28 protein-coding genes are annotated in these 25735 nt (G+C 43.9%); 26 read left to right on the top strand and 2 right to left on the bottom strand.

Features of this window, described 5'->3' with window-relative positions; genetic code table 11:
• Positions 1-3: 3 nt before the first annotated feature.
• From H8Z79_RS05195 to rpsA, 7 genes are all read left to right on the top strand, one after another.
• Complete coding sequence (locus tag H8Z79_RS05195) at positions 4-372, top strand: biotin/lipoyl-binding carrier protein (protein ID WP_015542636.1); 369 nt, start codon at positions 4-6, stop codon at positions 370-372.
• A gap of 16 nt (positions 373-388) precedes the next feature.
• On the top strand, positions 389-1537 hold the full coding sequence (locus H8Z79_RS05190) for a sodium ion-translocating decarboxylase subunit beta (RefSeq protein ID WP_005424527.1): 1149 nt from the start codon (positions 389-391) through the stop codon (positions 1535-1537).
• 88 nt (positions 1538-1625) lie between these two features.
• Positions 1626-3038, top strand: coding sequence for an oxaloacetate decarboxylase subunit alpha (locus H8Z79_RS05185; protein ID WP_015542637.1), 1413 nt, complete (start codon positions 1626-1628; stop codon positions 3036-3038).
• Positions 3039-3096: 58 nt separating this feature from the next.
• Positions 3097-4353 (top strand): BaiN/RdsA family NAD(P)/FAD-dependent oxidoreductase, encoded by a 1257-nt coding sequence (locus tag H8Z79_RS05180; protein ID WP_015542638.1) that lies wholly within the window; start codon positions 3097-3099, stop codon positions 4351-4353.
• Positions 4350-5039 carry a (d)CMP kinase gene (cmk, locus tag H8Z79_RS05175; protein ID WP_015542639.1) on the top strand — a complete coding sequence of 230 codons (690 nt, stop codon included), beginning with the start codon at positions 4350-4352 and terminating at the stop codon, positions 5037-5039. Before H8Z79_RS05180 ends, cmk begins: the two co-directional genes overlap by 4 nt.
• On the top strand, positions 5029-5895 hold the full coding sequence (gene ispH, locus H8Z79_RS05170) for a 4-hydroxy-3-methylbut-2-enyl diphosphate reductase (RefSeq protein WP_015542640.1): 867 nt from the start codon (positions 5029-5031) through the stop codon (positions 5893-5895). The genes cmk and ispH overlap by 11 nt, the downstream gene beginning before the upstream one ends.
• Positions 5876-6952, top strand: a complete 1077-nt coding sequence (rpsA, locus tag H8Z79_RS05165) for a 30S ribosomal protein S1 (RefSeq protein WP_015542641.1) — start codon at positions 5876-5878, stop codon at positions 6950-6952. The genes ispH and rpsA overlap by 20 nt, the downstream gene beginning before the upstream one ends.
• An 81-nt stretch (positions 6953-7033) precedes the next feature.
• On the opposite strand, the gene H8Z79_RS05160 is transcribed toward rpsA, so the two are convergent.
• On the bottom strand, positions 7034-8056 hold the full coding sequence (locus tag H8Z79_RS05160; RefSeq protein ID WP_118039699.1) for a ribonuclease H-like domain-containing protein: 1023 nt from the start codon (positions 8054-8056) through the stop codon (positions 7034-7036).
• Positions 8057-8249: 193 nt separating this feature from the next.
• Between H8Z79_RS05160 and rsxC the strand changes: the two genes are divergently transcribed.
• The 17 genes from rsxC to H8Z79_RS05075 all read left to right on the top strand — a co-directional run bounded on the left by rsxC (position 8250) and on the right by H8Z79_RS05075 (position 23245).
• Positions 8250-9572, top strand: coding sequence for an electron transport complex subunit RsxC (rsxC, locus tag H8Z79_RS05155; RefSeq protein ID WP_015542643.1), 1323 nt, complete (start codon positions 8250-8252; stop codon positions 9570-9572).
• A gap of 15 nt (positions 9573-9587) precedes the next feature.
• On the top strand, positions 9588-10568 hold the full coding sequence (locus tag H8Z79_RS05150) for an RnfABCDGE type electron transport complex subunit D (RefSeq protein WP_015542644.1): 981 nt from the start codon (positions 9588-9590) through the stop codon (positions 10566-10568).
• Complete coding sequence (locus H8Z79_RS05145; protein WP_118039700.1) at positions 10565-11185, top strand: RnfABCDGE type electron transport complex subunit G; 621 nt, start codon at positions 10565-10567, stop codon at positions 11183-11185. Before H8Z79_RS05150 ends, H8Z79_RS05145 begins: the two co-directional genes overlap by 4 nt.
• Positions 11182-11892: an electron transport complex subunit RsxE gene (gene rsxE / locus H8Z79_RS05140; RefSeq protein WP_118039701.1), complete on the top strand. Its 711-nt coding sequence runs from the start codon at positions 11182-11184 to the stop codon at positions 11890-11892. The genes H8Z79_RS05145 and rsxE overlap by 4 nt, the downstream gene beginning before the upstream one ends.
• Complete coding sequence (rsxA, locus tag H8Z79_RS05135; protein ID WP_118039702.1) at positions 11889-12464, top strand: electron transport complex subunit RsxA; 576 nt, start codon at positions 11889-11891, stop codon at positions 12462-12464. The genes rsxE and rsxA overlap by 4 nt, the downstream gene beginning before the upstream one ends.
• Before the next feature lie 12 nt (positions 12465-12476).
• Positions 12477-13268 (top strand): RnfABCDGE type electron transport complex subunit B, encoded by a 792-nt coding sequence (locus H8Z79_RS05130; protein ID WP_178705249.1) that lies wholly within the window; start codon positions 12477-12479, stop codon positions 13266-13268.
• Positions 13269-13429: 161 nt separating this feature from the next.
• Positions 13430-14041 carry a Holliday junction branch migration protein RuvA gene (gene ruvA, locus H8Z79_RS05125; protein ID WP_015542649.1) on the top strand — a complete coding sequence of 204 codons (612 nt, stop codon included), beginning with the start codon at positions 13430-13432 and terminating at the stop codon, positions 14039-14041.
• An 18-nt stretch (positions 14042-14059) separates the two neighbouring features.
• Positions 14060-15064 (top strand): Holliday junction branch migration DNA helicase RuvB, encoded by a 1005-nt coding sequence (gene ruvB, locus H8Z79_RS05120; protein ID WP_118039704.1) that lies wholly within the window; start codon positions 14060-14062, stop codon positions 15062-15064.
• A gap of 104 nt (positions 15065-15168) precedes the next feature.
• Complete coding sequence (gene zapA / locus H8Z79_RS05115; protein WP_015542678.1) at positions 15169-15576, top strand: cell division protein ZapA; 408 nt, start codon at positions 15169-15171, stop codon at positions 15574-15576.
• 72 nt (positions 15577-15648) lie between these two features.
• Positions 15649-17820 carry a peptidase U32 family protein gene (locus tag H8Z79_RS05110; protein WP_207726326.1) on the top strand — a complete coding sequence of 724 codons (2172 nt, stop codon included), beginning with the start codon at positions 15649-15651 and terminating at the stop codon, positions 17818-17820.
• Positions 17821-17825: 5 nt separating this feature from the next.
• Positions 17826-19196 (top strand): FtsW/RodA/SpoVE family cell cycle protein, encoded by a 1371-nt coding sequence (locus tag H8Z79_RS05105; protein ID WP_118039705.1) that lies wholly within the window; start codon positions 17826-17828, stop codon positions 19194-19196.
• 61 nt (positions 19197-19257) lie between these two features.
• On the top strand, positions 19258-20601 hold the full coding sequence (locus H8Z79_RS05100; RefSeq protein ID WP_118039764.1) for a peptidoglycan D,D-transpeptidase FtsI family protein: 1344 nt from the start codon (positions 19258-19260) through the stop codon (positions 20599-20601).
• Between the two features lie 98 nt (positions 20602-20699).
• Positions 20700-21152 carry an NUDIX hydrolase gene (locus H8Z79_RS05095; RefSeq protein ID WP_015542680.1) on the top strand — a complete coding sequence of 151 codons (453 nt, stop codon included), beginning with the start codon at positions 20700-20702 and terminating at the stop codon, positions 21150-21152.
• Positions 21153-21285: 133 nt separating this feature from the next.
• Positions 21286-21597 (top strand): hypothetical protein, encoded by a 312-nt coding sequence (locus tag H8Z79_RS05090; protein ID WP_118039706.1) that lies wholly within the window; start codon positions 21286-21288, stop codon positions 21595-21597.
• 4 nt (positions 21598-21601) lie between these two features.
• A complete protein-coding gene (locus H8Z79_RS05085; protein ID WP_118039707.1) occupies positions 21602-22627 on the top strand; it encodes a DUF2953 domain-containing protein in 1026 nt (341 codons plus the stop codon).
• A 2-nt stretch (positions 22628-22629) separates the two neighbouring features.
• Positions 22630-23022 carry a GerW family sporulation protein gene (locus tag H8Z79_RS05080; protein WP_015542683.1) on the top strand — a complete coding sequence of 131 codons (393 nt, stop codon included), beginning with the start codon at positions 22630-22632 and terminating at the stop codon, positions 23020-23022.
• A gap of 85 nt (positions 23023-23107) precedes the next feature.
• Entirely contained in the window at positions 23108-23245 is a 138-nt protein-coding gene (locus H8Z79_RS05075) for a hypothetical protein (RefSeq protein ID WP_159431345.1), read from the top strand.
• Positions 23246-23342: 97 nt separating this feature from the next.
• On the opposite strand, the gene rpmB is transcribed toward H8Z79_RS05075, so the two are convergent.
• Complete coding sequence (gene rpmB / locus H8Z79_RS05070) at positions 23343-23531, bottom strand: 50S ribosomal protein L28 (RefSeq protein WP_015542684.1); 189 nt, start codon at positions 23529-23531, stop codon at positions 23343-23345.
• Between the two features lie 155 nt (positions 23532-23686).
• Here rpmB and H8Z79_RS05065 point away from each other — a divergent pair, with 155 nt between their 5' ends.
• Together H8Z79_RS05065 and H8Z79_RS05060 are read left to right on the top strand one after the other, a co-directional pair.
• A complete protein-coding gene (locus H8Z79_RS05065) occupies positions 23687-24046 on the top strand; it encodes an Asp23/Gls24 family envelope stress response protein (protein ID WP_015542685.1) in 360 nt (119 codons plus the stop codon).
• 22 nt (positions 24047-24068) lie between these two features.
• On the top strand, positions 24069-25733 hold the full coding sequence (locus H8Z79_RS05060; RefSeq protein WP_118039708.1) for a DAK2 domain-containing protein: 1665 nt from the start codon (positions 24069-24071) through the stop codon (positions 25731-25733).
• Positions 25734-25735 lie beyond the last annotated feature (2 nt).

Here is a 25735-nt window from a genome sequence, read left to right as displayed (position 1 = left end):
AAAATGAAAAGTTATACAATCACTGTAAATGGAACAGCATATGAAGTTACTGTAGAAGAAACAGGCAGCGTTTCCGCTCCGGCAGCAGCACCAGTTGCAGCTCCTAAGGCCGCTCCGGCAGCAGCACCAAAAGCAGCAGCTCCGGCAGCAGGTGCAGGCGCAGTCAAAGTTACCGCTTCCGTACCGGGCAAAGTTCTCAAAATCGTAGCATCTGCCGGCCAGGCAGTAAAAGCCGGTGACAATATCATCATTCTGGAATCCATGAAAATGGAAATCCCGGTTGTTGCTCCACAGGATGGTACAGTAGCCAGCATCGATACATCCGAAGGTGCATCCGTAGAAAACGGAGATACTCTGGCTACAATGAACTAGGACGGGAGGTAATCAAATGTCTTATGTAACAGAAACCTTGTCCAACCTGATCCATCAGACAGCATTCTTCAACCTTACATGGGGAAACTACCTGATGATTGCGGTGGCGTGTGTATTCTTATTCCTTGCTATCAAGAAAGGATTTGAACCGCTTCTTCTGGTTCCGATCGCTTTTGGTATGCTTCTGGTAAACATCTACCCGGACATTATGGCAAATCCGGAAGACATGTCCAACGGTGTTGGTGGTCTTCTGCATTACTTCTACCTGCTTGATGAGTGGAGTATCCTTCCATCCCTGATCTTCATGGGTGTTGGTGCGATGACAGACTTCGGTCCGCTGATTGCCAATCCGAAGAGTTTCCTTCTCGGAGCAGCTGCACAGCTTGGTATCTACGTTGCTTACTTCCTTGCAATCTTCCTTGGATTCAACGGAAAAGCAGCAGCGGCGATTTCCATTATCGGCGGCGCAGATGGTCCTACCTCCATTTTCCTTGCCGGAAAACTCGGACAGACCACATTAATGGGACCGATCGCGGTGGCGGCATATTCTTATATGTCACTGGTTCCGATCATTCAGCCACCAATTATGAAACTCTGTACTACAGAGAAAGAACGTAAAATCAAAATGGATCAGCTTCGTCCGGTAAGCAAACTGGAAAAAATTCTTTTCCCGATCGTAATCACTATCGTTGTATGCTTACTTCTTCCTACAACAGCTCCGCTGGTAGGTATGCTGATGCTCGGTAACCTGTTCCGTGAATCAGGTGTTGTTAAACAGCTTACAGAAACTGCATCCAATGCCCTGATGTACATCGTAGTTATCCTGCTTGGCACATCTGTAGGCGCTTCCACAAGTGCAGAAGCATTCCTTAATGTTGATACTCTGAAAATCGTTGTTCTCGGACTTGTAGCATTCGCGTTCGGTACATTCGGTGGATGTATGCTTGGTAAACTGATGTGCAAACTCTCCGGTGGAAAGATCAATCCTCTGATTGGTTCCGCAGGTGTATCTGCCGTTCCTATGGCAGCACGAGTTTCTCAGAAAGTCGGTGCAGAAGCAGATCCTACAAACTTCCTGCTGATGCATGCCATGGGACCAAACGTAGCCGGTGTAATCGGTACAGCTGTTGCGGCCGGAACATTTATGGCAATCTTTGGAGTTTAATTTGAGGAACTTGATGAAGATGAGCCTCTGGCAAAATCTGAATTTAGTGATTCGAACTTCCGTATAAAAAATATAAGGAGAAAACATAATGGCTGAATTAGAAAAAAAACCTGTAAAAATTGTGGAAACTGTTCTCCGTGATGCGCATCAGTCTCTGATTGCAACAAGACTTACCACAGAACAGATGCTCCCAATCGTTGATAAAATGGATAAAGTCGGCTACCATGCAGTGGAATGCTGGGGTGGAGCTACTTTTGATGCTTCCCTTCGTTTCCTCAAAGAAGACCCATGGGAAAGACTTCGTAAATTACGTGACGGCTTCAAAAACACCAAACTTCAGATGCTCTTCCGTGGACAGAATATCCTTGGATATCGTCCATACGCAGACGATGTAGTAGAATACTTCGTACAGAAATCTGCTGCAAACGGAATCGACATCATCCGTATTTTTGACTGCCTTAACGATATGCGTAACCTTCAGACAGCTGTAAAAGCTGCCAACAAAGAAAAAGCACACGCACAGGTTGCTCTTTCTTACACATTAGGTGATGCATACACACTTGATTACTGGGTAAACATCGCAAAACGTATTGAAGAAATGGGTGCCGATTCTATCTGTATCAAAGATATGGCAGGTCTTCTGCTTCCATACAAAGCAACTGAGCTTGTAGGAGCACTCAAAGATGCTGTCAGCATCCCGATCGATCTTCATACACATTACACATCCGGTGTTGCTTCCATGACATACCTGAAAGCAGTAGAAGCAGGCGTTGATATTATCGATACAGCAATGTCTCCATTTGCTCTCGGTACATCACAGCCGGCTACAGAAGTTATGGTTGAGACCTTCAAAGGTACACCATATGACACAGGATTTGATCAGAAACTCCTCGCTGAGATTGCTGATTACTTCCGCCCGATCCGTGATGATGCACTTGACAGCGGACTTCTGAATCCAAAGAACCTTGGTGTAAACATCAAGACTCTTCTGTATCAGGTACCAGGCGGAATGCTTTCCAACCTGACATCCCAGCTGAAAGAACAGCACGCAGAAGACAAATTCTATAATGTTCTGGAAGAAGTTCCGAAGGTACGTAAAGACCTTGGTGAGCCACCGCTCGTTACTCCGTCTTCCCAGATCGTTGGTACTCAGGCTGTATTTAACGTACTCATGGGCGAGAGATACAAAATGGTTACCAAAGAGACAAAAGACATTCTCTTAGGAAAATATGGTGCAACTGTTAAGCCATTCAATCCGGAAGTACAGAAAAAATGCATCGGTGATGCTGAACCGATTACATGCCGTCCGGCTGATCTTATCGACAATGAGCTGGACAAACTCGAAAAAGAAGTTGCTCCTTACAAAGAACAGGATGAGGACGTATTATCCTATGCACTGTTCCCACAGGTAGCTACTGATTTCTTCAAATACCGTCAGGCACAGGAGAAAAAAGTAGATGAAAAAGCAGCAGATACAAAGAACGGAGCATATCCGGTATAAAACAAAGGTACAGGCCCGTCAGATTATCTGACGGGTCTGTTTTGCAGAAAGGGCAGTTATGAACAAAGTAATCGTCGTAGGTGGCGGTGCAGCCGGAATGCTGGCTTCCATCATAGCAGCAAAAAACGGCTGTGCAGTTACTCTATTCGAAAAAAACGAAAAGCTCGGAAAGAAAATATATATTACAGGTAAGGGAAGATGTAATGTTACAAATAACTGTGATCCCGAAGAATTGCTTCATGCCGTTGTAAGTAATCCCAAATTTCTTTACAGTGCATTTTATTCTTTTTCCAGTCAGGATATGATGCAGTTACTTGAAGATGCAGGTGTTCCCCTCAAAACAGAGCGTGGCAACCGCGTTTTTCCGGTATCTGACCATTCTTCAGATATTATCCACGGACTGGAACGGCTGATGAGAAAATACAGAGTACAGATACATCTTCGAAGCGAAGTCAAAAATCTTCTTACAGAAAATGGAATAGTAACCGGCATACAGCTTACGGATAATAAAGTATCTACTGCCGATGCAGTGATCGTTGCAACCGGAGGTTTATCTTATCCGACTACCGGCTCAACCGGAGACGGCTATCGTTTTGCTGCCGAGACAGGACATACAGTTACAGAATGTATGCCTTCTCTTGTACCACTTACCACAAAAGAGGCATATATTCCTCTGATGAAAGGGCTTTCTCTGCGAAATGTAGAACTTACTGTCAAACGTGGCAAAAAGACAGTTTATCAGGATTTTGGCGAAATGATGTTCACTCATTTCGGAATTACCGGGCCGCTTGTTCTGTCAGCCAGTGCCAGAATCGGTAAATTTCTCCAAAAAGGAGAGGAACTGGACGCTTATCTGGATCTCAAACCTGCATTATCACACGAACAGCTTGATGACCGTATTCTCCGTGAATTTTCTTCTACGCAGAATAAACAGTTCAAGAACGTGATTGGTGTACTTTTCCCATCCTCACTTACTCCTGTAATCATCGGACTCGGCCCGATTCCGGAAGATAAAGTCATTCACGACATTTCAAGAGAAGAGCGGATGGCATTCGGTTCCCTGATAAAATCTTTTCCGTTTACCATTACCGGTCTTGGTGGATTTTCGGAAGCAGTCATCACCCGTGGCGGAGTATCTGTCAGAGAAATTCAGCCCGGAACTATGGAATCAAAAAAAATAAAAAACCTGTATTTTATCGGAGAAGTGCTTGATCTTGATGCTGTGACCGGCGGTTATAATCTTCAGATTGCATGGTCAACCGCATATCTCGCAGCAACAGATGTGTGCAGGAATAAACAGGAGGATACACAATGATCTATAATATTGCAATTGACGGACCGGCAGGTGCCGGCAAAAGTACGATTGCCCGACGTGTGGCAAAGGAATTATCATTTATTTATGTAGATACAGGAGCCATGTATCGTGCCATGGCACTTTATCTTCTGCGCAGAGAAGTCAATAAAGACGATACAGAGCAGATTGGAAACATCTGTCAGGACGCAGAAATTTCTATTGAATATCAGAACGGAGAACAGATCGTACTTCTGAACGATGAGAATGTAAACTCCTATCTGCGTACAGAAGAAGTCGGAAATATGGCATCTGTAAGTTCTGCTGTTCCTCGCGTCCGCGAAAAACTGCTCAGTCTGCAGCGTAAACTTGCCAGGGACATGAGCGTTGTTATGGATGGCCGCGACATCGGTACAACGATTCTTCCGGATGCAGACGTAAAGATCTATCTGACCGCAAGCTCTCTTACCCGCGCTAAAAGACGTTATCTTGAACTTCAGGAAAAAGGAACCGTCTGTAATCTGGATGAAATTCAGAAAGATATCGAAGAAAGAGATCAGCGTGATATGAACCGTGAGATTTCTCCGCTTCGCCAGGCTGAAGATGCTGTACTTGTTGATTCTTCAGATCTTACAATTCAGCAGGTCGTAGACCGTATTCTTCAGATCTTCAGATCCAAAACATCGGGAGAAAAATCTCATGAAAGTTAAAGTTGCCAAAACTGCCGGCTTTTGCTTCGGTGTCAAAAGAGCGGTAGATAAAGTCTACCAGCTCATTGAGCAGGGAGTACAGCCTATCTATACACTAGGTCCGATCATCCACAACGAAGAAGTTGTATCCGACCTTGCAGACAGGGGTGTTCAGGTAATCGAAGAACAGGATCTTGACACTCTTTCCGGGGGAACAGTTGTGATCCGTTCCCATGGTGTGGGCAGAGAAGTTTATCATAAACTGGAAACAAATCATCTGGACTATGTTGATGTTACCTGTCCTTTCGTACTTAAGATACACCGCATTGTCGAAAAGCAGAGCCGGGCCGGAAAACACATCGTTATTTTCGGCGATCCGGATCACCCCGAAGTCAAGGGAATCTGCGGCTGGTGCGAGTGCGCACACACCGTTCTGAAAAACAAAGAGGACACAGAGCAGTTTCTTCCACCGGAAGGCAAAGAAATCTGTGTTGTTTCACAGACGACATTTAATTACAACAAATTTAAAGAATTAGTTGAAATTCTATGCAAAAAGAGGTATGATAATAGTGTTTTAAATATGGGCGATATTTTAAACACTATTTGTAATGCTACTGAAGAACGGCAGAAAGAAGCGCAAAACATAGCCGGAGAGGTAGACACTATGCTTGTCATTGGTGGCAGACATAGTTCCAATACTCAAAAGCTGTTTGAAATATGCAAAGAGGAATGTGGAAATACTTACTATATACAAACACCTGTAGACTTGGATTCTGAAATGTTCCATCACAGTAGTTATGTAGGTATCACAGCAGGGGCATCCACCCCAAAGAAAATTATTGAGGAGGTTCAAGAACATGTCAGAATTGAGTTTTGAACAGATGCTGGAGGATTCCGTAAAAACAATCAGAAATGGAGAGATCGTACAGGGTACAGTCATTGATGTCAAAGATGATGAGATCATCCTGAATATCGGTTATAAAGCAGACGGTATTATCACTAAGAGTGAATATTCCAATGATGCTTCACTTGTACTCACAGATGCAGTTCATGTTGGTGACAGCATGGAAGCAAAAGTACTGAAGGTCAATGACGGTGAAGGACAGGTCATCCTGACTTACAAGAGACTTGCTGCTGAAAAAGGTAACAAACGTCTGGAAGCTGCTTTCGAATCACAGGAAGTACTGAAAGCACCTGTAACACAGGTACTGGATGGCGGACTTTGTGTAAACGTAGAAGAAGCAAGAGTATTCATTCCTGCAAGCCTTGTTTCCGACACATACGAAAAAGACCTTTCCAAATACGCAGATAAAGAAATCGAATTCGTTATCACAGAATTCAATCCGAGAAGACGTCGTATCATCGGTAATCGTAAACAGCTTCTTCTTGCAGAAAAAGCAGAAAAACAGAAAGAACTTATGGAGAGAATCCATGTTGGCGATACTGTAACCGGTACTGTAAAGAATGTTACAGATTTTGGTGCTTTCATCGATCTTGGTGGAGCAGACGGACTTCTTCATATCTCCGAAATGTCCTGGGGCAGAGTTGAAAACCCGAAGAAGGTCTTCAATGTAGGTGATGAAGTAAAAGTTCTCATCAAAGAAATCAATGGTGACAAGATTGCACTTTCCATGAAATTCCCGGAAGAGAATCCATGGCTTTCTGCAGCAGAAGATTTTGCTGTAGGAAATGTTGTTACTGGTAAAGTTGCTCGTATGACAGATTTCGGTGCTTTTGTTGAACTTGCACCTGGAATTGATGCACTTCTTCATGTATCTCAGATTTCCAGAGAACATGTTGCCAAACCATCTGATGTACTTTCCATCGGACAGGAAATTCAGGCTAAAGTTGTTGATTTCAACGGCGAAGACAAGAAAATCAGTCTTAGCATGAAAGCTCTGGAAGCTCCGGCAGAAGAAGCTACAGAAGAATAATTTCAGACTTTTAAAGCCCCGGCGAAATCGTCGGGGCTTTTACATTGCATATTAAGGAAACACCGGTGGCGCGTCCACTGATTATTTATTCAAATTATCAAGAAAAAATGAAAGCGTATGGGTCAGATACTGCATTTGTTTTACAGGATCATTTACAAAACTTTCGTCACATCGGAACCAGGTATAGCAGGTCTGCGGTGTTGCTGCAACGCGAAGACTTTTATCCATATATTTACTGATAGATTTTGGCATTGCCGTATCTTCGCCCGAAATATATTCATAATCTTTATAATTCCGATAATACTGACGCAGCTTTCCTTCATTCAGATGTACAAGAATCTTTGCTTCCTGATCAGACACAGTCAGATAAAAGGAAGTATTTCCACAAGAAACATTTATCGGAACCGCTGCCGGAAGCTCCAGTGTCATTTTCAATTCCTGATTGATCACTTCACACTGCTTTGGACAATATTCTCCATCATAAAGCTTCCGTAAAGAGAGCAGCGGAAAGATTTTTCCAAGCCCCCGCAAATCTTCTTCATTATGTCCCATAACCTCTGTTCCAATTTCCGGCAGCTGTTTTTTTACAAAATTCCTGTAAAGGCGGATACATTGGCCTCCATCTACGTATTTTCTGTTATGAATTCCCACAAGTTTTTCCAGATCCGGCTGTTTCATTCTGGCCAGTTTGAGTAAACTCTGACATGGTTTTAACAACTGATAGAGATCTACAGACGTTTTTCCTGCAAACGGAGAGTCCATTTTGTATTTCCGATAACGTTCTTCCAGAAAAGGCTGGTCAAAACGATTTCCATTATACTGTATCGTATATCCCGCATTTTCCAGAAATACAGAAAATTCCTGTAAAACAGAAGCTTCTTCCTCTGCATTTTCAGCCATCCACTGGTAAAGTATCCACTGATTTTTCTCATAACGCACCGCTCCGATCAGATAGACAGAAGCTGTATATCTTGACAATCCAGTTGTCTCAATATCGTAAAAAATTGCGCTATTTTCTGACAATTCGTTTTTGACATTCGATAAATAATTAACGGTGTCAGGTGCCGGAAACCCTTGTAAAATAGGTATTTTTTTAACAATCATAGTTATTTATCCCTTTCATGATTGTATTTAATTATACACAATATTTTGAAAATTTGATAGTGAATTTTTCTCCAAAAAGATGTATAGTATATTTAGAGTTACTGTTAATATGAACAAAACAGACAGTGACCGGACATGAAAAAGAAAAGAGTATAAGCAGAACTGATGCTTATAAAATAAGGAGGAAAAATATATGGGAAAACTGACCTTTAGGGGCGGAATCCATCCTTACGAAGGTAAGGAACTATCCAAAGACCATCCGATTGAGAAGTATCTCCCAAAGGGTGATCTGGTCTATCCACTTTCTCAGCACATTGGTGCTCCATCTGTTCCATGTGTGAAAAAGGGTGACTCAGTTCTTGCCGGACAGAAAATTGCCGATGCAGGCGGATTTGTTTCCGTGCCGCTGCATGCATCTGTATCCGGTACCGTAAAAGGCATTGAGAAACATCTGAATGCTACCGGATCCATGGTCGACTGTATCGTGATTGAAAACGACCAGCAGTATCAGGAAGTCGAATACCAGGAGACCCGTCTGGAAGATCTGACAAAAGAAGAAATCCTGAACCGTATCAAAGAAGGCGGTGTAGTAGGTATGGGCGGTGCCGGCTTCCCGACACACGTTAAACTTGCGCCGAAGGATCCTTCCAAGATCGAATATATCCTTGTAAACGGAGCAGAGTGTGAACCGTATATCACCAGCGACTATCGCCGTATGATCGAAGAACCGGATAAAGTCGTAAAAGGACTTCAGGTTATCCTGACTCTTTTTGATTCCGCAAAAGGTTATATCTGTATCGAAGACAACAAACCGGACTGTATTGCAAAAATGAAAGAACTGGTCAAAGACATCGACCGTATCGAAGTAAAAGAAGTCATGACCAAATACCCACAGGGTGGTGAGCGTACCCTGATCTATGCAGCAACAGGACGTGAGATCAACTCCGGCATGCTTCCTGCAGATGTAGGATGCGTAGTAGACAATGTTGAAACCGTAATCTCCGTATACAAGGCCGTTATTCTCGGAAGACCGGTCAACAGCCGTGTTGTTACCATGTCCGGTGATGGCATTAAAGAGCCAAAGAACCTTCTCGTTCTTTCCGGTACCGATATGTCCGAACTGATAGATGCTGCCGGCGGACTGAAAGCCAAAATTGCCAAAGCAATTTCCGGTGGTCCTATGATGGGATTTGCTTTATATGACCTTCACGTACCATGCACAAAAACAACTTCTGCATTCCTGTTCCTTGAACATGATGCTGTATCCGAAGCACAGGAGATCCAGACAGCCTGCATCAACTGCGGACGCTGTGTAAGTGTCTGTCCCGGCCACGTTCTTCCTGCCCGTCTTGCCAAACTGGCAGAGCGTGGTGACATGGCAGGTTTTGAAGCAATGGATGGTATGGAGTGCTGCGAATGCGGCTGCTGCAGTTATATCTGTCCGGCAAAGAGACCGCTTACCCAGAGCATCAAATCCATGCGTAAAATGGTTCTTGCCAGCCGCAGGAAGAAATAAGGGGGAGGAAAAGAAATGGAACAAATGTATAACGTATCATCTAATCCCCATGTCAGGGACAAAATGACAACCAGCCGAATCATGCAGCTCGTTGTGATCGCGCTGCTTCCAACCACACTGTTTGGCATCTGGAACTTCGGCTTCCGTGCACTTCTTGTTGTACTTGTGACAGTTGCATCCAGTGTTTTCTTTGAATGGCTGTATAACCGTCTGATGCATAAAAAGAACACCATCAACGATTTCAGTGCAGTAGTAACAGGCCTTCTGCTTGCGCTCAACATGCCACCGCAGATTCCTCTGTGGATGCCGGTACTTGGCAGTGCCTTTGCAATTATCGTAGTAAAACAGCTTTTCGGCGGGCTCGGTCAGAACTTTATGAATCCGGCACTTGCTGCAAGATGTTTCCTGATGATTTCTTTTGCAGGCAAAATGACCAATTTCGCAGTGGACAAGCTCAACGGATACCACTGTATCGATACCGTTACAGGTGCAACTGCACTTGCCGAACTCAAAAACAGCGGATTTACAGCAGATTCTATTCCTGTCAAAAATCTGTTTATCGGTAATATTCACGGAACAATTGGTGAAACTTCTGCAATCGCGATTCTGATCGGTGCAGTGATCCTTCTTGCTTTTAAAGTGATCGATTTTAAAGTACCGCTTACATACATCGGAAGTTTTACCGTATTTGTAATCCTTTACATGCTTGGTTCCGGAATGGGATTCGATGGAAATTACCTGCTCAGCCATCTTTTCGGAGGCGGTCTGATGCTCGGTGCATGGTTCATGGCAACTGATTATGTCACCACACCGATCACCCCAAAAGGTCAGCTTGTATATGGCTGCTGCCTTGGTATTGTGACTGCTGTTTTCCGTCTCTTCGGCGGTTCTGCAGAAGGTGTTTCCTATGCGATCATTTTCTGCAACCTTCTGGTTCCGATCATTGAAAAAGCGACTAAGCCTGCTGCCTTTGGAAAGGGAGGTAAAAAAGCATGAATACAATCTTAAAAAATACCATTTCCATTACAGTGATCACTCTGGTAGCTGGTCTTGCCCTCGGTGTCGTACAGGATATCACAGCCGGACCGATTGCGGCTCAGGCCGAAAAATCCAAAGAGGAAGCTTACAAGACTGTTTTCGAAGATGCTGCCAGTTTCAGCGAATATTCTCTTGATGACAAAGGTCAGGCAGAAGATCTTGTTGGATATCTTAATGACAACGGATTCTCTGCTCAGACGATCGATGAGATCATGGTAGCAGAAGATGCTTCCGGTGAAACTCTTGGATATGCATTTACAATTACCGATTCTGAAGGTTACGGTGGAGACATTCAGTTTGCAATGGGTGTTCAGAATGATGGAACACTGAATGGAATTTCCATCTTATCCATCAGCGAAACCGCCGGTCTTGGTATGAAAGCCACTACAGACGATTTCAAAAATCAGTTTAAAGACAAAAATGTAGAAAAATTCACCTACACAAAAACAGGCGCTTCCACCGATGACGAGATTGATGCCATCAGTGGCGCAACCATTACAACAAATGCCATGACAAACGGTGTGAATGCCGGTCTCTGTGCATTTCGGTATGTGGAAGGAGGAGCAGAGTCATGAAAGCAAACACACCTGCCGAACGTCTTGTAAACGGTATTATTAAAGAAAATCCTACTTTTGTGCTTGTACTGGGCATGTGTCCTACACTGGCTGTTACAACATCTGCAATCAACGGTATCGGAATGGGTCTTACCACTACGGTAGTTCTGGCAATGTCCAATCTGATGATTTCTCTTCTGAGAAAATTCATTCCGGACGGCGTACGTATGCCTGCATTTATCGTTGTCGTAGCATCTTTCGTCACCATCGTACAGATGCTCCTGCAGGGCTTTATCCCGAGTCTTTATTCCGCACTCGGTATTTACATCCCGCTGATCGTAGTAAACTGTATCATCCTTGGCCGTGCCGAAGCATATGCTTCCAAAAATCCGCCAATTCCGTCCCTCTTTGATGGTATTGGAATGGGCCTCGGATTCACCTTAAGCATCACCTGTATCGGTGCAGTCCGTGAACTTCTCGGCGCAGGCCAGATCTTCGGACAGCAGATCCTTCCTCTTGCTGCTGACGGCAAAATGGGATATGAACCAATCACAATCTTTATCCTTGCCCCTGGTGCATTCTTCGTTCTTGCCATGCTTGCCGCACTTCAGAACAAATTCAAAGTCGGCGCAGCAAAACGTGGAATTGATCCAAGTGAAGGATGTGGCTGCTGTTCAGGCTGTGATTCCTGCAACAATACCATGTGTAAAGGAGGCAAACAGGCATGAAAGAATTATTGATTATCCTTGTCAGCTCTGCCATTGTCCATAACGTAGTACTGAGTCAGTTCCTTGGTCTCTGTCCTTTCTTTGGTGTTTCCAAAAAGACCGAGACAGCAGTCGGAATGGGTGGAGCCCTTGTATTCGTTATTACATTGTCTTCCTTCGTTACCGGACTGATCTACAAATTCATCCTTGTTCCTTCAGGCATGGAGTATTTGCAGACAATCGTATTTATCCTGATCATTGCCGCACTGGTTCAGTTTGTAGAGATGTTCCTCAAAAAATGTGTTCCGTCTCTTTATCAGGCACTTGGTGTATACCTTCCTCTGATCACAACAAACTGTGCAGTTCTTGGTGTTGCACTTACAAACGTACAGGACGAATACAACATTCTTCAGGGTACCATCAACGGATTTGCCACAGCAGTAGGCTTTACGATTTCTATCACACTGATGGCCGGTATCCGTGAAAAAATTCAATATAATGATATTCCGGAAGCTTTCAAAGGATTCCCTACTGTACTTCTTACAGCAGGTCTGATGGCGATTGCATTCTTCGGATTTTCAGGATTAATTTAAGGAGGCGTCGTTATGAATATTGGAGCAATTATTACCGCAACTGTAGTTGTTGCAGCCGTCGGCCTCTTTATCGGTATTTTCCTGAGCGTTGCCGGCAAGAAATTTGCTGTTGAAACAGATGAACGTGAAGTTGCCGTTCGTGAAGCCCTTCCGGGAAACAATTGCGGTGGCTGCGGATATCCCGGTTGCGACGGTCTGGCAGCAGCGATTGCAAAAGGCGAAGCACCTGTCAATGCCTGTCCGGTAGGCGGAGAAGCAGTCGGCAAAGTGATCGCAGGAATCATGGGACAGGAAGTTGTAGAATCCACCCGCATGGCTGCATTTGTAAAATGTACCGGTACCTGCGAAAAGACAAACGACAATTACACTTATACCGGTGTAGAAGACTGTGAAATGATGGCATTTATCCCGGGCGGCGGATCCAAAGCCTGCAATTACGGCTGTATGGGATTCGGAAGCTGTGTAAAAGCCTGTCCGTTTGATGCGATCCATATCGTAAACGGTGTTGCAGTCGTTGACCGCGAAGCATGTAAGGCCTGCGGCAAATGTATCGCCAAATGTCCGCATCACCTGATTGAACTTGCACCATACGAACAGCAGACATTCGTAGGATGCAGTTCTACTGCAAAGGGCAAAGCAGTAACAACAGCCTGTGAGATCGGATGTATCGGATGCAAGAAATGCGAGAAGACCTGTCCAAACGGTGCGATCACTGTTACAGACTTCTGTGCACATATTGATTATGACAAATGTACAAACTGTGGTGCATGTAAAGAAGCATGCCCGAGACACGTTATTCTTTAAGTACAGCCTGAATGATCCGGCGGAGGAATTTTCCTTCGCCGGATTTTTGCATGCCGGAGTGTCCGCTGATTTATCCGAATAGATGTTTGCTTTTTACAGATTCCTATGTTATCATTGGGAGAGTAAGTTTTACGGATTCTATAAATTACAGGAGAGACAGCATGATTTCATTTATTCGCGGTCTTGTAGCCGATACCACGGAAAATTCCGTTATTCTGGAAGCCGGCGGAATCGGATATGAGATTTTTATGACAGGTTCATCTATCGAACAGGCATCACGTTCAGATGGGAAAGTTAAGATTCATACATATTTTCATGTAAGAGAAGATGCCATGCAGTTATATGGTTTTCTTTCCAGAGATGATCTGGAAATGTTCCGGCTGCTTCTGAACGTCAACGGTATCGGCCCTAAGGCAGCTCTTGGAGTACTTGCCGGGCTCACTGCAGATGAACTTCGTTTTGCCGTCCTTTCCGATGACATCAAGACGATTTCCCGGGCACCTGGCATTGGTAAGAAGACTGCCCAGAAACTGATTCTTGAACTGAAAGACAAGCTGAAACTTGAAGATGCTTTCGAGAAAAAGCTTGCCCACGAACAGGAAGCTGCTGACATTTCCGGTTCTGTCCTTCATGATGGCAGACAAGAGGCCGTAGAAGCTCTGGTTGCCCTCGGCTACAGCAGTACAGAAGCTATGAAAGCCGTCCGTAAAGTCACCGATGTCTCACCGGACGACGTAGAAGGACTTTTGAAAGCCGCCCTGAAACTCTTCTGATTGGAGTAAAGACTAGCAATGGATAAAAGAATGATCACCACCGATGTGATAGAAGAAGATCTTCCCCTGGAAGGTAATCTCCGTCCTCAGACACTGGACGAATACATCGGTCAGGAAAAAACAAAAAAAACACTTAAAATTTATATAGAAGCTGCAAAACAGCGTCACGATGCACTGGATCATGTACTGTTTTACGGACCTCCCGGACTTGGTAAAACCACCTTATCCGGCATCATTGCCAATGAGATGGGCACACACATGAAAGTTACTTCCGGTCCTGCAATCGAAAAGCCCGGTGAAATGGCTGCCATTCTGAACAACCTTCAGGAAGGTGATATTTTATTTGTCGACGAAATTCATCGTCTGAACCGTCAGGTAGAAGAAGTGCTTTACCCTGCTATGGAAGATTTTGCAATTGATATTATGATCGGTAAGGGGGCTTCTGCAAGATCCATCCGTCTTGACCTTCCGAAATTTACACTGGTCGGTGCTACGACCAGAGCCGGTCTGTTATCCGCACCTTTGCGTGACCGTTTCGGAGTTATGCATCATCTGGAATTTTATGACCAAAAAGAACTGCAGACCATTATTCTTCGTTCCGCAGAAGTTCTCGGAGTGGAAATTGATACACGGGGAGCTGCTGAAATCGCCAAGCGCTCCAGAGGTACCCCTCGTCTTGCAAACCGCCTTCTCAAGAGAGTGCGTGATTTCGCACAGGTAAAATACGACGGACGGATCACTTATGAAGTAGCTGTATTTGCACTCGATCTTCTGGAAGTAGATCAATACGGTCTCGACAAGATTGACCGCCGTATTCTACAGACTCTGATCGTCAATTTTCAAGGGGGTCCGGTCGGTCTCGAGACACTGGCCGCCGCCATCGGTGAAGATGCCGGAACTCTGGAAGATGTATATGAACCATATCTTTTGCAGAATGGATTTCTGAACCGTACGCCGCGTGGCCGTACTGCATCGGCACTGGCTTATGAGCATCTTGGCTTTGAAAAACCCGCGCACGATTAGCGCTGGAACACATTTTTGAAAACAATTCGTAAAAATTCCTATACATTTCTACAAAATTCGATTATAATGATTGGAAGAAACTACAAATTCACGGGAGGCTTGTTATGGCAGTCAAAAATACGGCGCAGGTAGTAATCGGAGGCAAGATCTTCACTCTGGGAGGTTACGAATCTGAGGAGTATTTCCAGAAAGTTGCATCTTATATAAATAATAAAATGGCAGAATTGAGCGAAATGCCGGGGTATTCCCGTCAGTCCGCCGAAACCAAACATACATTACTGAGTCTGAATGTCACAGATGACTATTTCAAAGCAAAAAAGCAGGCTGAAATTTTTGAACAGGATCTTCAGCAGAAAGATCAGGAAATGTACGAGCTGAAGCACGAACTCATCGCGCTTCGCATGAAGATCGAAGAAACAGAGAAAAAGCAGCAGGAAGCACAGCATCAGAATGAGGTTCTTGAAGATAAAGTCAAGAGCCTGAATGAGGAAATTGACAAATTGCTTAAGTAAAACAGGAAGGGGATTGCTTCGGTAGTCCTCTTTATTTGTTTAAATCCTGCTTTTAGAAAAGGATGGTATATTTTGAATATAACACACGAAATCGAACTTCTTGCACCGGCAGGTTCTTATGAAGCCTTTGAAGCAGCCCTTGGCGCAGGTGCCGATGCCGTTTATGTCGGCGGTCCGGACTTCGGTGCAAGAGCATATGCCCGCAATTTCACACAGGAGGAACTGATCCGTGCAATCCATACCGCACACATTCACGGAAAAAAGCTTTATCTGACCGTAAACACTCTTCTCAAAAACAGAGAACTGAAAGAACGTTTATATGATTCCCTTTGCCCTTTATATGAAGAAGGACTTGATGCAGTCATTGTGCAGGACCTCGGAGTATTTCAGTTTATCCGTAATAATTTTCCCGAACTTCATCTTCATGCCAGTACACAGATGACTGTGACCGGCCCTGAAGGAATGAAATTTCTGGAAAGCCAGGGTGCTACCCGTGTGGTTGCTGCCAGAGAGCTGTCTCTTGAAGAACTGTCTGCCATGCATCAGGCAAGTCCTATTGAAATCGAGGCATTTATTCATGGTGCACTTTGTTACAGTTTTTCCGGTCAGTGCCTTATGAGCAGCATGCTTGGCGGCCGAAGCGGAAACCGCGGAAGATGCGCCCAGCCATGTCGTCTTCCCTATCAGGTACGCACCCCTGAGGCACATCATTACAAAACACAAATAGATTTTTGCCCTTTAAGTCTCAAAGACATGTGTACCCTTGATCTTTTACCGGAGATCATAAGTGCCGGTGTCACTTCACTGAAAATAGAAGGCCGTATGAAACAGCCGGGATATACAGCTGCTGTCACCGGAATGTATCGGAAATATCTGGATATACTTCTTAATACCTGCGATCCTTATCATGTCACAGATCAGGATCGTCAGTACCTCCTTGATATTTTCAGCCGTGGAGGCTCCTGTCAGGGATATTACAGGCAGTCAAACGGTCCTTCTATGATGGCATTTACAAACGACAAAAAATCCAAAGGGCTTCCTGAAGCACTTCCTTCACGTAAAGAGCCTGTCAGCGGGACTTTGATCCTGTATCCGGGTGCTCCGGCAATGCTTGATATTTCCTGCCGTAACGCTCATGTCACTGCAACAGCAGAAGAAGTACAGTTTGCCAAAGATCAGCCGATGGCCGAGCCACGAATCAGACAGCAGATGGAAAAGCTCGGCAACACACCATTTATCTGGAATTCTCTGGATATAGAGATGGGAGATCAGATTTTTATTCCAATCCGTGTATTGAATGAACTTCGAAGAAATGCCATACAGCTTCTCGAAGAGAGTCTTTACAGTAATCAGAAACGTACTGTTTCCGGTCAGATCCGATACAGTACAGCTAAGGATGCTGCTCTTTCAGAAAAAGCACTTAAATTCCGGGTTTCCTGCGAAACCAGAGAGCAGGCAGCAGAACTTTGCAAAAATCCTGAAATATCCGGACTGTATGTATATTATGATGCGCTGAAAGAACTGATAAACTCTGGCATATATAAAGAAAAAGAGCTGTATCTTTCACTTCCTTATATCACCCGGGGTCGCGCACCAAAAGGATTTTTTGATACCTGTCGTTTATGGCTTTCTGATGGCAGATTGAAGGGTTTTCTCGTGCGGAATCTCGAGACCTACGGAATGCTAAAAGAACTTGGATGGCAAAAATACTGCATTCTGGACAGTTCCATGTATACATGGAATGATGAGGCGATCGCATTCTGGGAAAGCGAAAATATTCTTAGAAATACGCTTCCTTATGAACTCAACGAGAAAGAACTTCGTCACCGCAACAATGCCGGCAGCGAAATGATTCTGTATGGCAGTACCCCTCTGATGCTTTCCGCACAATGTATCAGAAAAAACACGCAAGGCTGTGACTGCAGTGAACAGTCAATGGTTTTGAAAGACCGTTATGATAAGGAATTCTGCAGCATCTGTGTCTGTCACCCATGGAAAACCGGAACTACAGCAAAAGAAAAGTATTGTTATAATATCCTTTATAACAGCCTTCCGCTTGGACTTCTGCAGGAATCAGCCAAAGTACAAAACCTCGGAATTCAGGATTTACGTCTGAATTTTACTACAGAATCACCAGCTCAGGCGGGTAAAATCCTTCAGGAATTTCTGGATGTCTACCTTCATCATAAAATTCCGGCAGAACGAAATTACACAAAAGGACATTTTAAAAGAGGAGCCGAATAGGGCATATGATTAATGTAATAGTAGAACTTTCCAAATATATCATCCTGACGTTGATGATCATTTATACGTTTCACTGTTTTTATACAGTACGCCAGCCTGATGAGGAGGAGCGCAACGAACTTTTGCGTCAGCAGCTTCTGTTAATTTTTTTCATTGATTTCACTGCATTTCTGGTAATCTATCTGAAAACCTTCAACTTCCAGATTGTAGAATTTTATGCGGAAATGTTGTTATTTTTTGCTACAATACAGATTTTGTACCGTCTCTTTTACAAAAAAGCATCTATACTTCTTCTGAATAATATGTGTATGCTTTTAAGCGTCGGTTTTATCATGTTGTGCAGGCTGGATATCTCCGCGGCACAGAAACAGCTTCTGATTGCAGCCGGAGCCAGCGGTATCGCGCTGATCATTCCCGTAATGATCCGAAAAATGCGATTCCTGCGTAAGCTGACATGGGTTTATGCCGGAATCGGTATCGTTCTGCTTGGTGCAGTTTTTGCTCTTGCAAGGACAAGCTACGGTGCAAAGCTTTCTCTTATGGGGGTACAGCCATCCGAAGCCATCAAGATTACTTTCGTATTCTTTATGGCGTCCTTTTTATCGAGAGGCACCAGTTTTCGTGCCATTGTGCAGGTAACAGTCGTTGCCGCACTCCACGTCGGAATTCTGGTACTTTCTAAAGATCTTGGAAGTGCTGTAATCTTTTTTGCCGCATACCTTATTATGGTTTATGTTGCCACAAGAAATGTCAGTTATCTCGGACTTGGTATTGTCGGAGGTTCCGGTGCGGCAGTTGTGGCTTATCATCTTTTCGGGCATGTCCGTCAGCGAGTAAGCGCATGGAAAGACCCGATGGCTGTTTATCAGAATGAAGGTTACCAGATCGTACAGTCACTTTTTGCAATCGGAACCGGTGGATGGTTTGGCATGGGGCTTTGTCAGGGTTCCCCGGAATCTATTCCTGTTGTCAAAAATGACTTTATTTTCAGTGCAATCTGCGAGGAACTTGGTGGCATTTTTGCAATCTGCCTGATTCTTGTATGCATGAGTTTCTTCCTCATGATCGTAAACATTGCACTGCGTATCATCAATCCTTTTTATAAACTGATTGCACTGGGACTTGGTACGGAATATGCATTTCAGGTTTTTCTTACGATCGGTGGTGCAACCAAATTTATCCCTATGACCGGTGTAACACTCCCTCTTGTAAGCTACGGCGGAAGTTCATTATTATGTACGATCCTGATGCTTGCAATCATTCAGGGACTTTATATTTTAAGAGAAGACGAGGACGAGGAATTTGAGAAACGAAGACAAGAGGCAATACAGAGAATCAGAGAGAGAGAGGAAATTGGAAGAACGCGCCAGATCTAAAAGGCGTCGCGCCCGAAACCGAAGCTACACGTGTGTGTCTGTATTTTTCGTGGCTATTTTTATGGGACTGATCGGTTATCTTATTTATTTCAATACCATAAAGAGTGATGATTTTATCAATAGCCCGTACAACACACGTCAGGATACTTTTTCTGACCGGGTCGTCCGTGGCAGTATTCTGTCCTCCGACGGCGAAGTACTTGCTCAGACCAATGTTTCCGAAGACGGAACAGAAGAGCGTTCTTATCCTTATGGTAATACATTTGCACATGTAGTCGGATATGATACCAATGGAAAAAGTGGCCTTGAATCCGAAGCAAACTTTCAGCTGCTTTCTTCACACGAATTTTTCCTGAATCAGATCCGTAATGAATTTATGGGAACCAAAAATACCGGTGACAGCGTAGTATCTACTCTGAGCGCTGACCTTCAGACCACTGCATATAATTCTCTAGGTGACAGAAGAGGAGCCGTTGTTGCACTTGAGCCATCTACCGGCAAGATACTTGCAATGGTCAGTAAACCGGATTTCGATCCCAACACGATTTCCGAAAACTGGGACAGTCTTGTAAACGACGAAACCAACAGCAGTCTGCTCAACAGAGCTACCATGGGACAGTATCCTCCGGGATCAACTTTTAAGGTAGTCACTGCTCTTGATTATTTCCGCACACACGGAAGTTTTAACGGCTTTTCTTTTGACTGTCAGGGAAGCATCACAAAAGAAGGACATACTATCCAGTGTTACAACGGTAACGTGCATGGTAGCGAAGATTTTTATACGGCATTTGCCAATTCCTGCAACTGTGCCTTTGCTGAGATCGGTACAGAACTCGGTGGCGCATCTCTGTTAAAAACAAGCGAAGATCTTTTGTTTAATAAAAAACTTCCACTTAATTCTTATCGTAAGAGCAGTTTCTCACTGAATGGAAGTTCCGGCATTCCATTGATCATGCAGACTGCCATCGGTCAGGGAAACACCCTTGTTTCTCCGATGCATATGGCACTCATTACAAGCGCTATTGCAAACAATGGCGTTCTTATGAAGCCGTATCTGATTGATAAGGTCGTCAATGCGAACGGTGATACCATCAAAACTACCGAGCCGACTACGTACAAACGTCTGATGACAGGCAACGAGGCAGCAATTCTCGGCAAACTTATGAAAGGCGTTGTAGAAAGTGGTACTGCTTCTGCCTTAAACGGCAGAGGTTATACAGCAGCCGGAAAGACCGGTTCTGCAGAATATGACGAAAATGGTTCCAGTCATTCCTGGTTCATCGGATATTCCAACGTCGATGATCCCGATCTTGTTGTTGCAGTAATCGTTGAAGGTGGTGGTACCGGAAGCGAGGCAGCCGTACCGATTGCAGCAGATCTTTTTGATGCTTATCATTTTGATTAGCAATAATTGATAAATAGTTGCCAGTCGACCAAAAAAGAGTTATACTATATGCAGTTTAAGATATGAAACTCACACGCATTACAGGAGGAAATTGCAAAATGATAGAAGCAACAAGCTGTGGCGGTGTGGTAATTTATCGAGGTAAGATACTGGCACTTTATAAATCTTATAAGAACCGTTATGAAGGTTGGGTGCTCCCGAAAGGAACCGTAGAGCCGGGCGAGACACACATTGAAACTGCTTTACGCGAGGTACATGAAGAAGCAGGAGTAAGGGCGACCGTCGTAAAATACATCGGCAAGAGCCACTATAATTTTACTGTACCTGAAGATATCGTTACAAAAGAAGTACATTGGTATCTGATGACGGCTGATAATTATCATAGCAGACCTCAGAGAGAAGAATTTTTTGTAGATTCCGGATATTACAAATTCCATGAAATCTATCATCTTCTCCGTTTCTCCAACGAGAAACAGATTGTAGAAAAAGCATATCAGGAATATCTGGAAATGCGGAGTCAGGGACTCTGGGGGAAACAGCGCAGAGTATAACTGCTCTGCATAAGATGTATCCATAACAGGGTTGTAGCATTCGCAGCCCTGTTTATTTTTTCGTTTAAATTTTATAAAAGGGGGCATCCTTTTATAAACACTATTTTCTTCACAGAAGGAGCCAGAAACAAGTATGCTGAAATGGCACAAACACTATTATACCGGATCGGGTGTCAAAAACAGCTCTCGCATCCGCCGCCGTCTGGAACATGGAAACCCTGTTCCGGGCATTTATCTGATCACTTTATCAGATAATCCCCGTAATCTTCTGGAAATACTACCTGCGCTGACCCTCATTCAGGAAAGTGCCGCTGATATGTGCCCGGAAATCGTAGGCATTGCCAAAGGAAAAGAAGAAGCAATGGATCTTGTTACAGAAATGATCCGGACAATCTTCTCTGAAACCGGTGGATTTGAAGTAAAAGAATATTGGAAAAACAGGTGAATTTATGCTACATATTCTGTGGATACTGATAAAATTCATATTGATGTTTCTTGCAATTCTGCTGGGACTTGTCGTATTGGTACTTCTTCTTATACTGTTTTGTCCGATACGCTATCAGGCCAGTGCAGCCAAAGAGGGTGTTTCCTTTTTCGATGCATCTGCCAGCGCAAGGATCAGCTGGCTTTTCGGAGGAATCTCATTTCGGCTTGATTACAAAGACCGAAATACCGGATATGAACTTCGAATATTGGGAATCCCCGTATTCAGATTATTGAATTATCTTAGAGAACGCAAGAAGAAAAGGCAGAGAACAGCCGGTATCTCTAAGACCAACGGACAGACACTTATACCAGAAGATTCCATAGATGTAAGAACATATAAGTCACTACCAGATTCGCAAGCTTTTACAGACACTTTCCATACTGCGAATTCCGTCTCCGGAGAAGATTCCCCAACAGATTCTTCGACAGATGAATTTTCAAATACGACAGATTCCGAAGATCAGCAGCGTCTGATCCGGAAGATTGAAAATCTGTGTTACAGTTTAGGGCGTAAGCTTCGCGCATTGTTTGAAACACTTCAGAGATTTTGGCAAAAATTATGTGGGATACCAAAAAACATCGAAAATTTCACATTAACAATCAAAAATATCTGTGATAAAATAAACATGTTTCGAGATTTTCTTGAGCATCCACGGGTCAAAGCTGCGATTGCTCTCGTAAAAGATCATTTCATAAAGCTGCTCCGTCATGTATTTCCGACAAAAATACAGGGAAAGCTTACTATGGGAAGCACGGATCCTTCCATCACAGGAAGTGTACTTGCCGTTCTCGGTATGACCATTCCGCTTCACAAAAACTGTATTTCCGTAACTCCTGTATTTGAGGATAAAAATATACTTGAAGGAAATATCAGCATGAAAGGACGGATCTATGGAGTATTCCTTATAAAGACCGCTCTGGAGCTGTATTTTAATAAGAATATCAAATATGTCATCAGACGATGGAAGCATAAACATAAGGAGGACTGATTATGTCAGGCGAAAACAATTTCAAAGATACTGTAAACTCTCTTTTTAAAGGACTGGATGCATTCATCTCCGCAAAAACCGTAGTGGGAGAGGCAATTCATGTAGGTGACACTATCATCCTTCCACTGGTGGATGTTTCTTTTGGCGTAGGTGCCGGTGCATTCGAAGGAGACAAAAAAAGCAACGGTGGTGGCGGAATGACCGGAAAGCTGACACCAAGTGCCGTACTTGTAATCCAGAACGGTTCCACGAAGCTTGTAAATGTCAAAAATCAGGATGGACTTACCAAAGTTCTGGATATGGTTCCGGATTTTGTAGACCGTTTTGCAAGTGGATTCGGCAAAGATGATACGACTGCAGACAGCAGCACCAAAGCCGAGAACGAAGAAGCATAAATCATATACAGCATATACAGAAATCTGTATTCCCGAAAATTTTTCTGCATATAATATTATAAGCTCTTAAGACGAGGTTCGGATTGTGGGAAGACTTTTGGGTCTGATGCTGTTTTGCATTGGAATCGGTATGGTGATCGGTATGCTGATCTCTGAAAATGTGATCATTGTTATTTCTGCCGGACTTTGTCTTCTGTGCGGATACCATATGTTTTGCAGATGAGGGCGGAAAGCAGATGATGCTTTTCCGCTTTTTGCAACGAATAAAGGCACGGGATCAATCTTCCCGTGCCTTACTTATCGTTCATAATCATGAAATCTTATGCTCTTTCTACTTTTCCGGATCTCAGACAAGAAGTACATACATACATCTTCTGTGCACCGCCAGCAGCGGTTTTAACTCTAACGGATTTTACGTTAGATTTCCACATTTTATTAGATCTTCTATGTGAATGACTTACATTATTTCCGAAATAAGCACCTTTTTCACAAACTGCGCATTTAGCCATGATAGCACCTCCTTGACGCTTTTTTTCAACAGGTTTTATTTTAACAGATGAATTTACCTTTTGCAAGTAAAAAATAGAAATTCTCAAAATTAATATTTCTTTTTGTGCAAAAAAAGGTTATAATACATGCATACTAAAAAATTGGAGGTACCTATATGAGTGGACGTATAGATTCCGGATTGGGGCAGATCGTCATTGATACAGACGTAATCGCCACCTATGCAGGAAGTGTAGCAGTGGAATGTTTCGGTATTGTCGGAATGGCCGCAGTCAGCGTAAAGGACGGCCTTGTCAAACTGCTTCGCAAAGACAGCCTGAAACATGGTATCAGTGTAAATATCACCGACGAAAACAAGATCCGCCTGAATTTCCATGTTATTGTTGCTTATGGAGTAAATATCAGTACAATTGCAGACAACCTTGTCAGCAACGTCAAATATAAAGTTGAAGATTTCACCGGCATGGAAATCGAAAAAATCAACATCTATGTGGAGGGCGTTCGCGCCATAGATTAAGAAATCAGAGGAGGAACTTGTGGTGAACATGAAAACCATAGATGCCAAAGTACTTTCCAGAATGTTTCTGGCCGGTGCCAAAAATCTGGAAGCAAAAAAAGAATGGATTAATGAATTAAACGTATTCCCTGTTCCTGACGGGGATACCGGTACAAATATGACAATGACGATCATGTCAGCAGCCGCTGAAGTCAGTGCCCTGACTGATCCGGATATGGAAACACTTGCAAAAGCAATTTCTTCCGGCTCCTTGCGTGGTGCAAGAGGAAACTCCGGCGTTATTCTTTCTCAGCTTCTCCGTGGATTCACAAGAAGTGTAAGAAAATCCGATGAACTGGATGCGTCTGCCATTGCAGCGGCCATGGAAAAAGCGGTTGAGACTGCATACAAAGCAGTTATGAAACCTAAAGAAGGAACGATCCTTACTGTTGCAAAGGAAGCCGCTCTCAAAGCATCCGAGATCGCACCGGAAGCCGAAGAACTTGAGCCATTTTTCCATGAAGTATTTGATCACGCAGAATATACGCTTTCCCGTACACCGGAAATGCTCCCTGTACTGAAAGAAGCAGGTGTAGTAGACTCCGGCGGCCAGGGTCTTCTGGAAGTTCTGCGCGGAGCAATTGATGGCTTTCTCGGTAAAGAAGTCGATTATTCCGATTTCAAAAAACCGGGTGCAGCCGCAGTCACAAAGATCTCTCCACAGGCAGAAGCAGACATCAAGTTCGGTTACTGCACTGAGTTTATCATTCTTCTGGACAAACCGATGCCGATCGAAGAAGAACATTCTTTCAAGGAATTCCTTACTTCCATCGGAGATTCCATCGTGCTTGTCGCAGATGACGAAATCGTAAAAGTACATGTGCACACCAATCATCCGGGTCAGGCATTTGAACGTGCGCTGACATACGGAGCACTTTCCCGCATGAAGATTGACAACATGCGTGAAGAACATCAGGAAAAACTGATCAAAGACGCAGAAAAGCTTGCCAGACAGCAGGTCGAAGAAGAGAAGAAGCAAACGCCACCGAAAGAAACCGGATTTATTGCAGTTTCCGCAGGTGCAGGTCTTACCGATATCTTCCGTGAACTTGGTGTTGATTACCTGATTGAAGGCGGTCAGACCATGAATCCGAGTACTGAGGATATGCTGAATGCAATTGATAAAGTAAACGCAAAGACCATCTACATTTTACCAAACAACAAAAACATCATTCTTGCAGCAAATCAGGCACGTGACCTGACAGAGGATAAGAAGATTATCGTCATCCCGACCAAGACGATTCCTCAGGGTGTAACTGCTCTGATCAGCTTCGTCCCTGAAAAAACAGATGATGAAAACACAGCCGAAATGACAGATGCAATTTCCCGTGTGCAGACCGGTCAGATCACTTATGCAGTTCGTGATACAAGACTTGACGACAAAGAGATCCATGAGGGTGATATCATGGGAATCGGCGATAAGGGAATCCTTGCTGTAGGTAACGGCAAAGAAAACGTTGCAGTTGCTACCGTAGATGCCATGATGACCGAGGATGCTGAGGTAATCAGTATTTATTACGGTGCAGATGCTTCCGAAGAAAAAGCAGAAGAACTTGCTTCCACACTGGAAGAGAAGTATCCGGATTGTGAAGTTGAAGTCAATAACGGTGGTCAGCCAATTTACTATTACATTATTTCTGTAGAGTAGGA

The organism is Blautia intestinalis (assembly GCF_014297355.1).
GTDB classification, from domain to species: domain Bacteria; phylum Bacillota; class Clostridia; order Lachnospirales; family Lachnospiraceae; genus Blautia_A; species Blautia_A intestinalis.
This window is presented reverse-complemented; position numbering and strand designations above follow the sequence as displayed.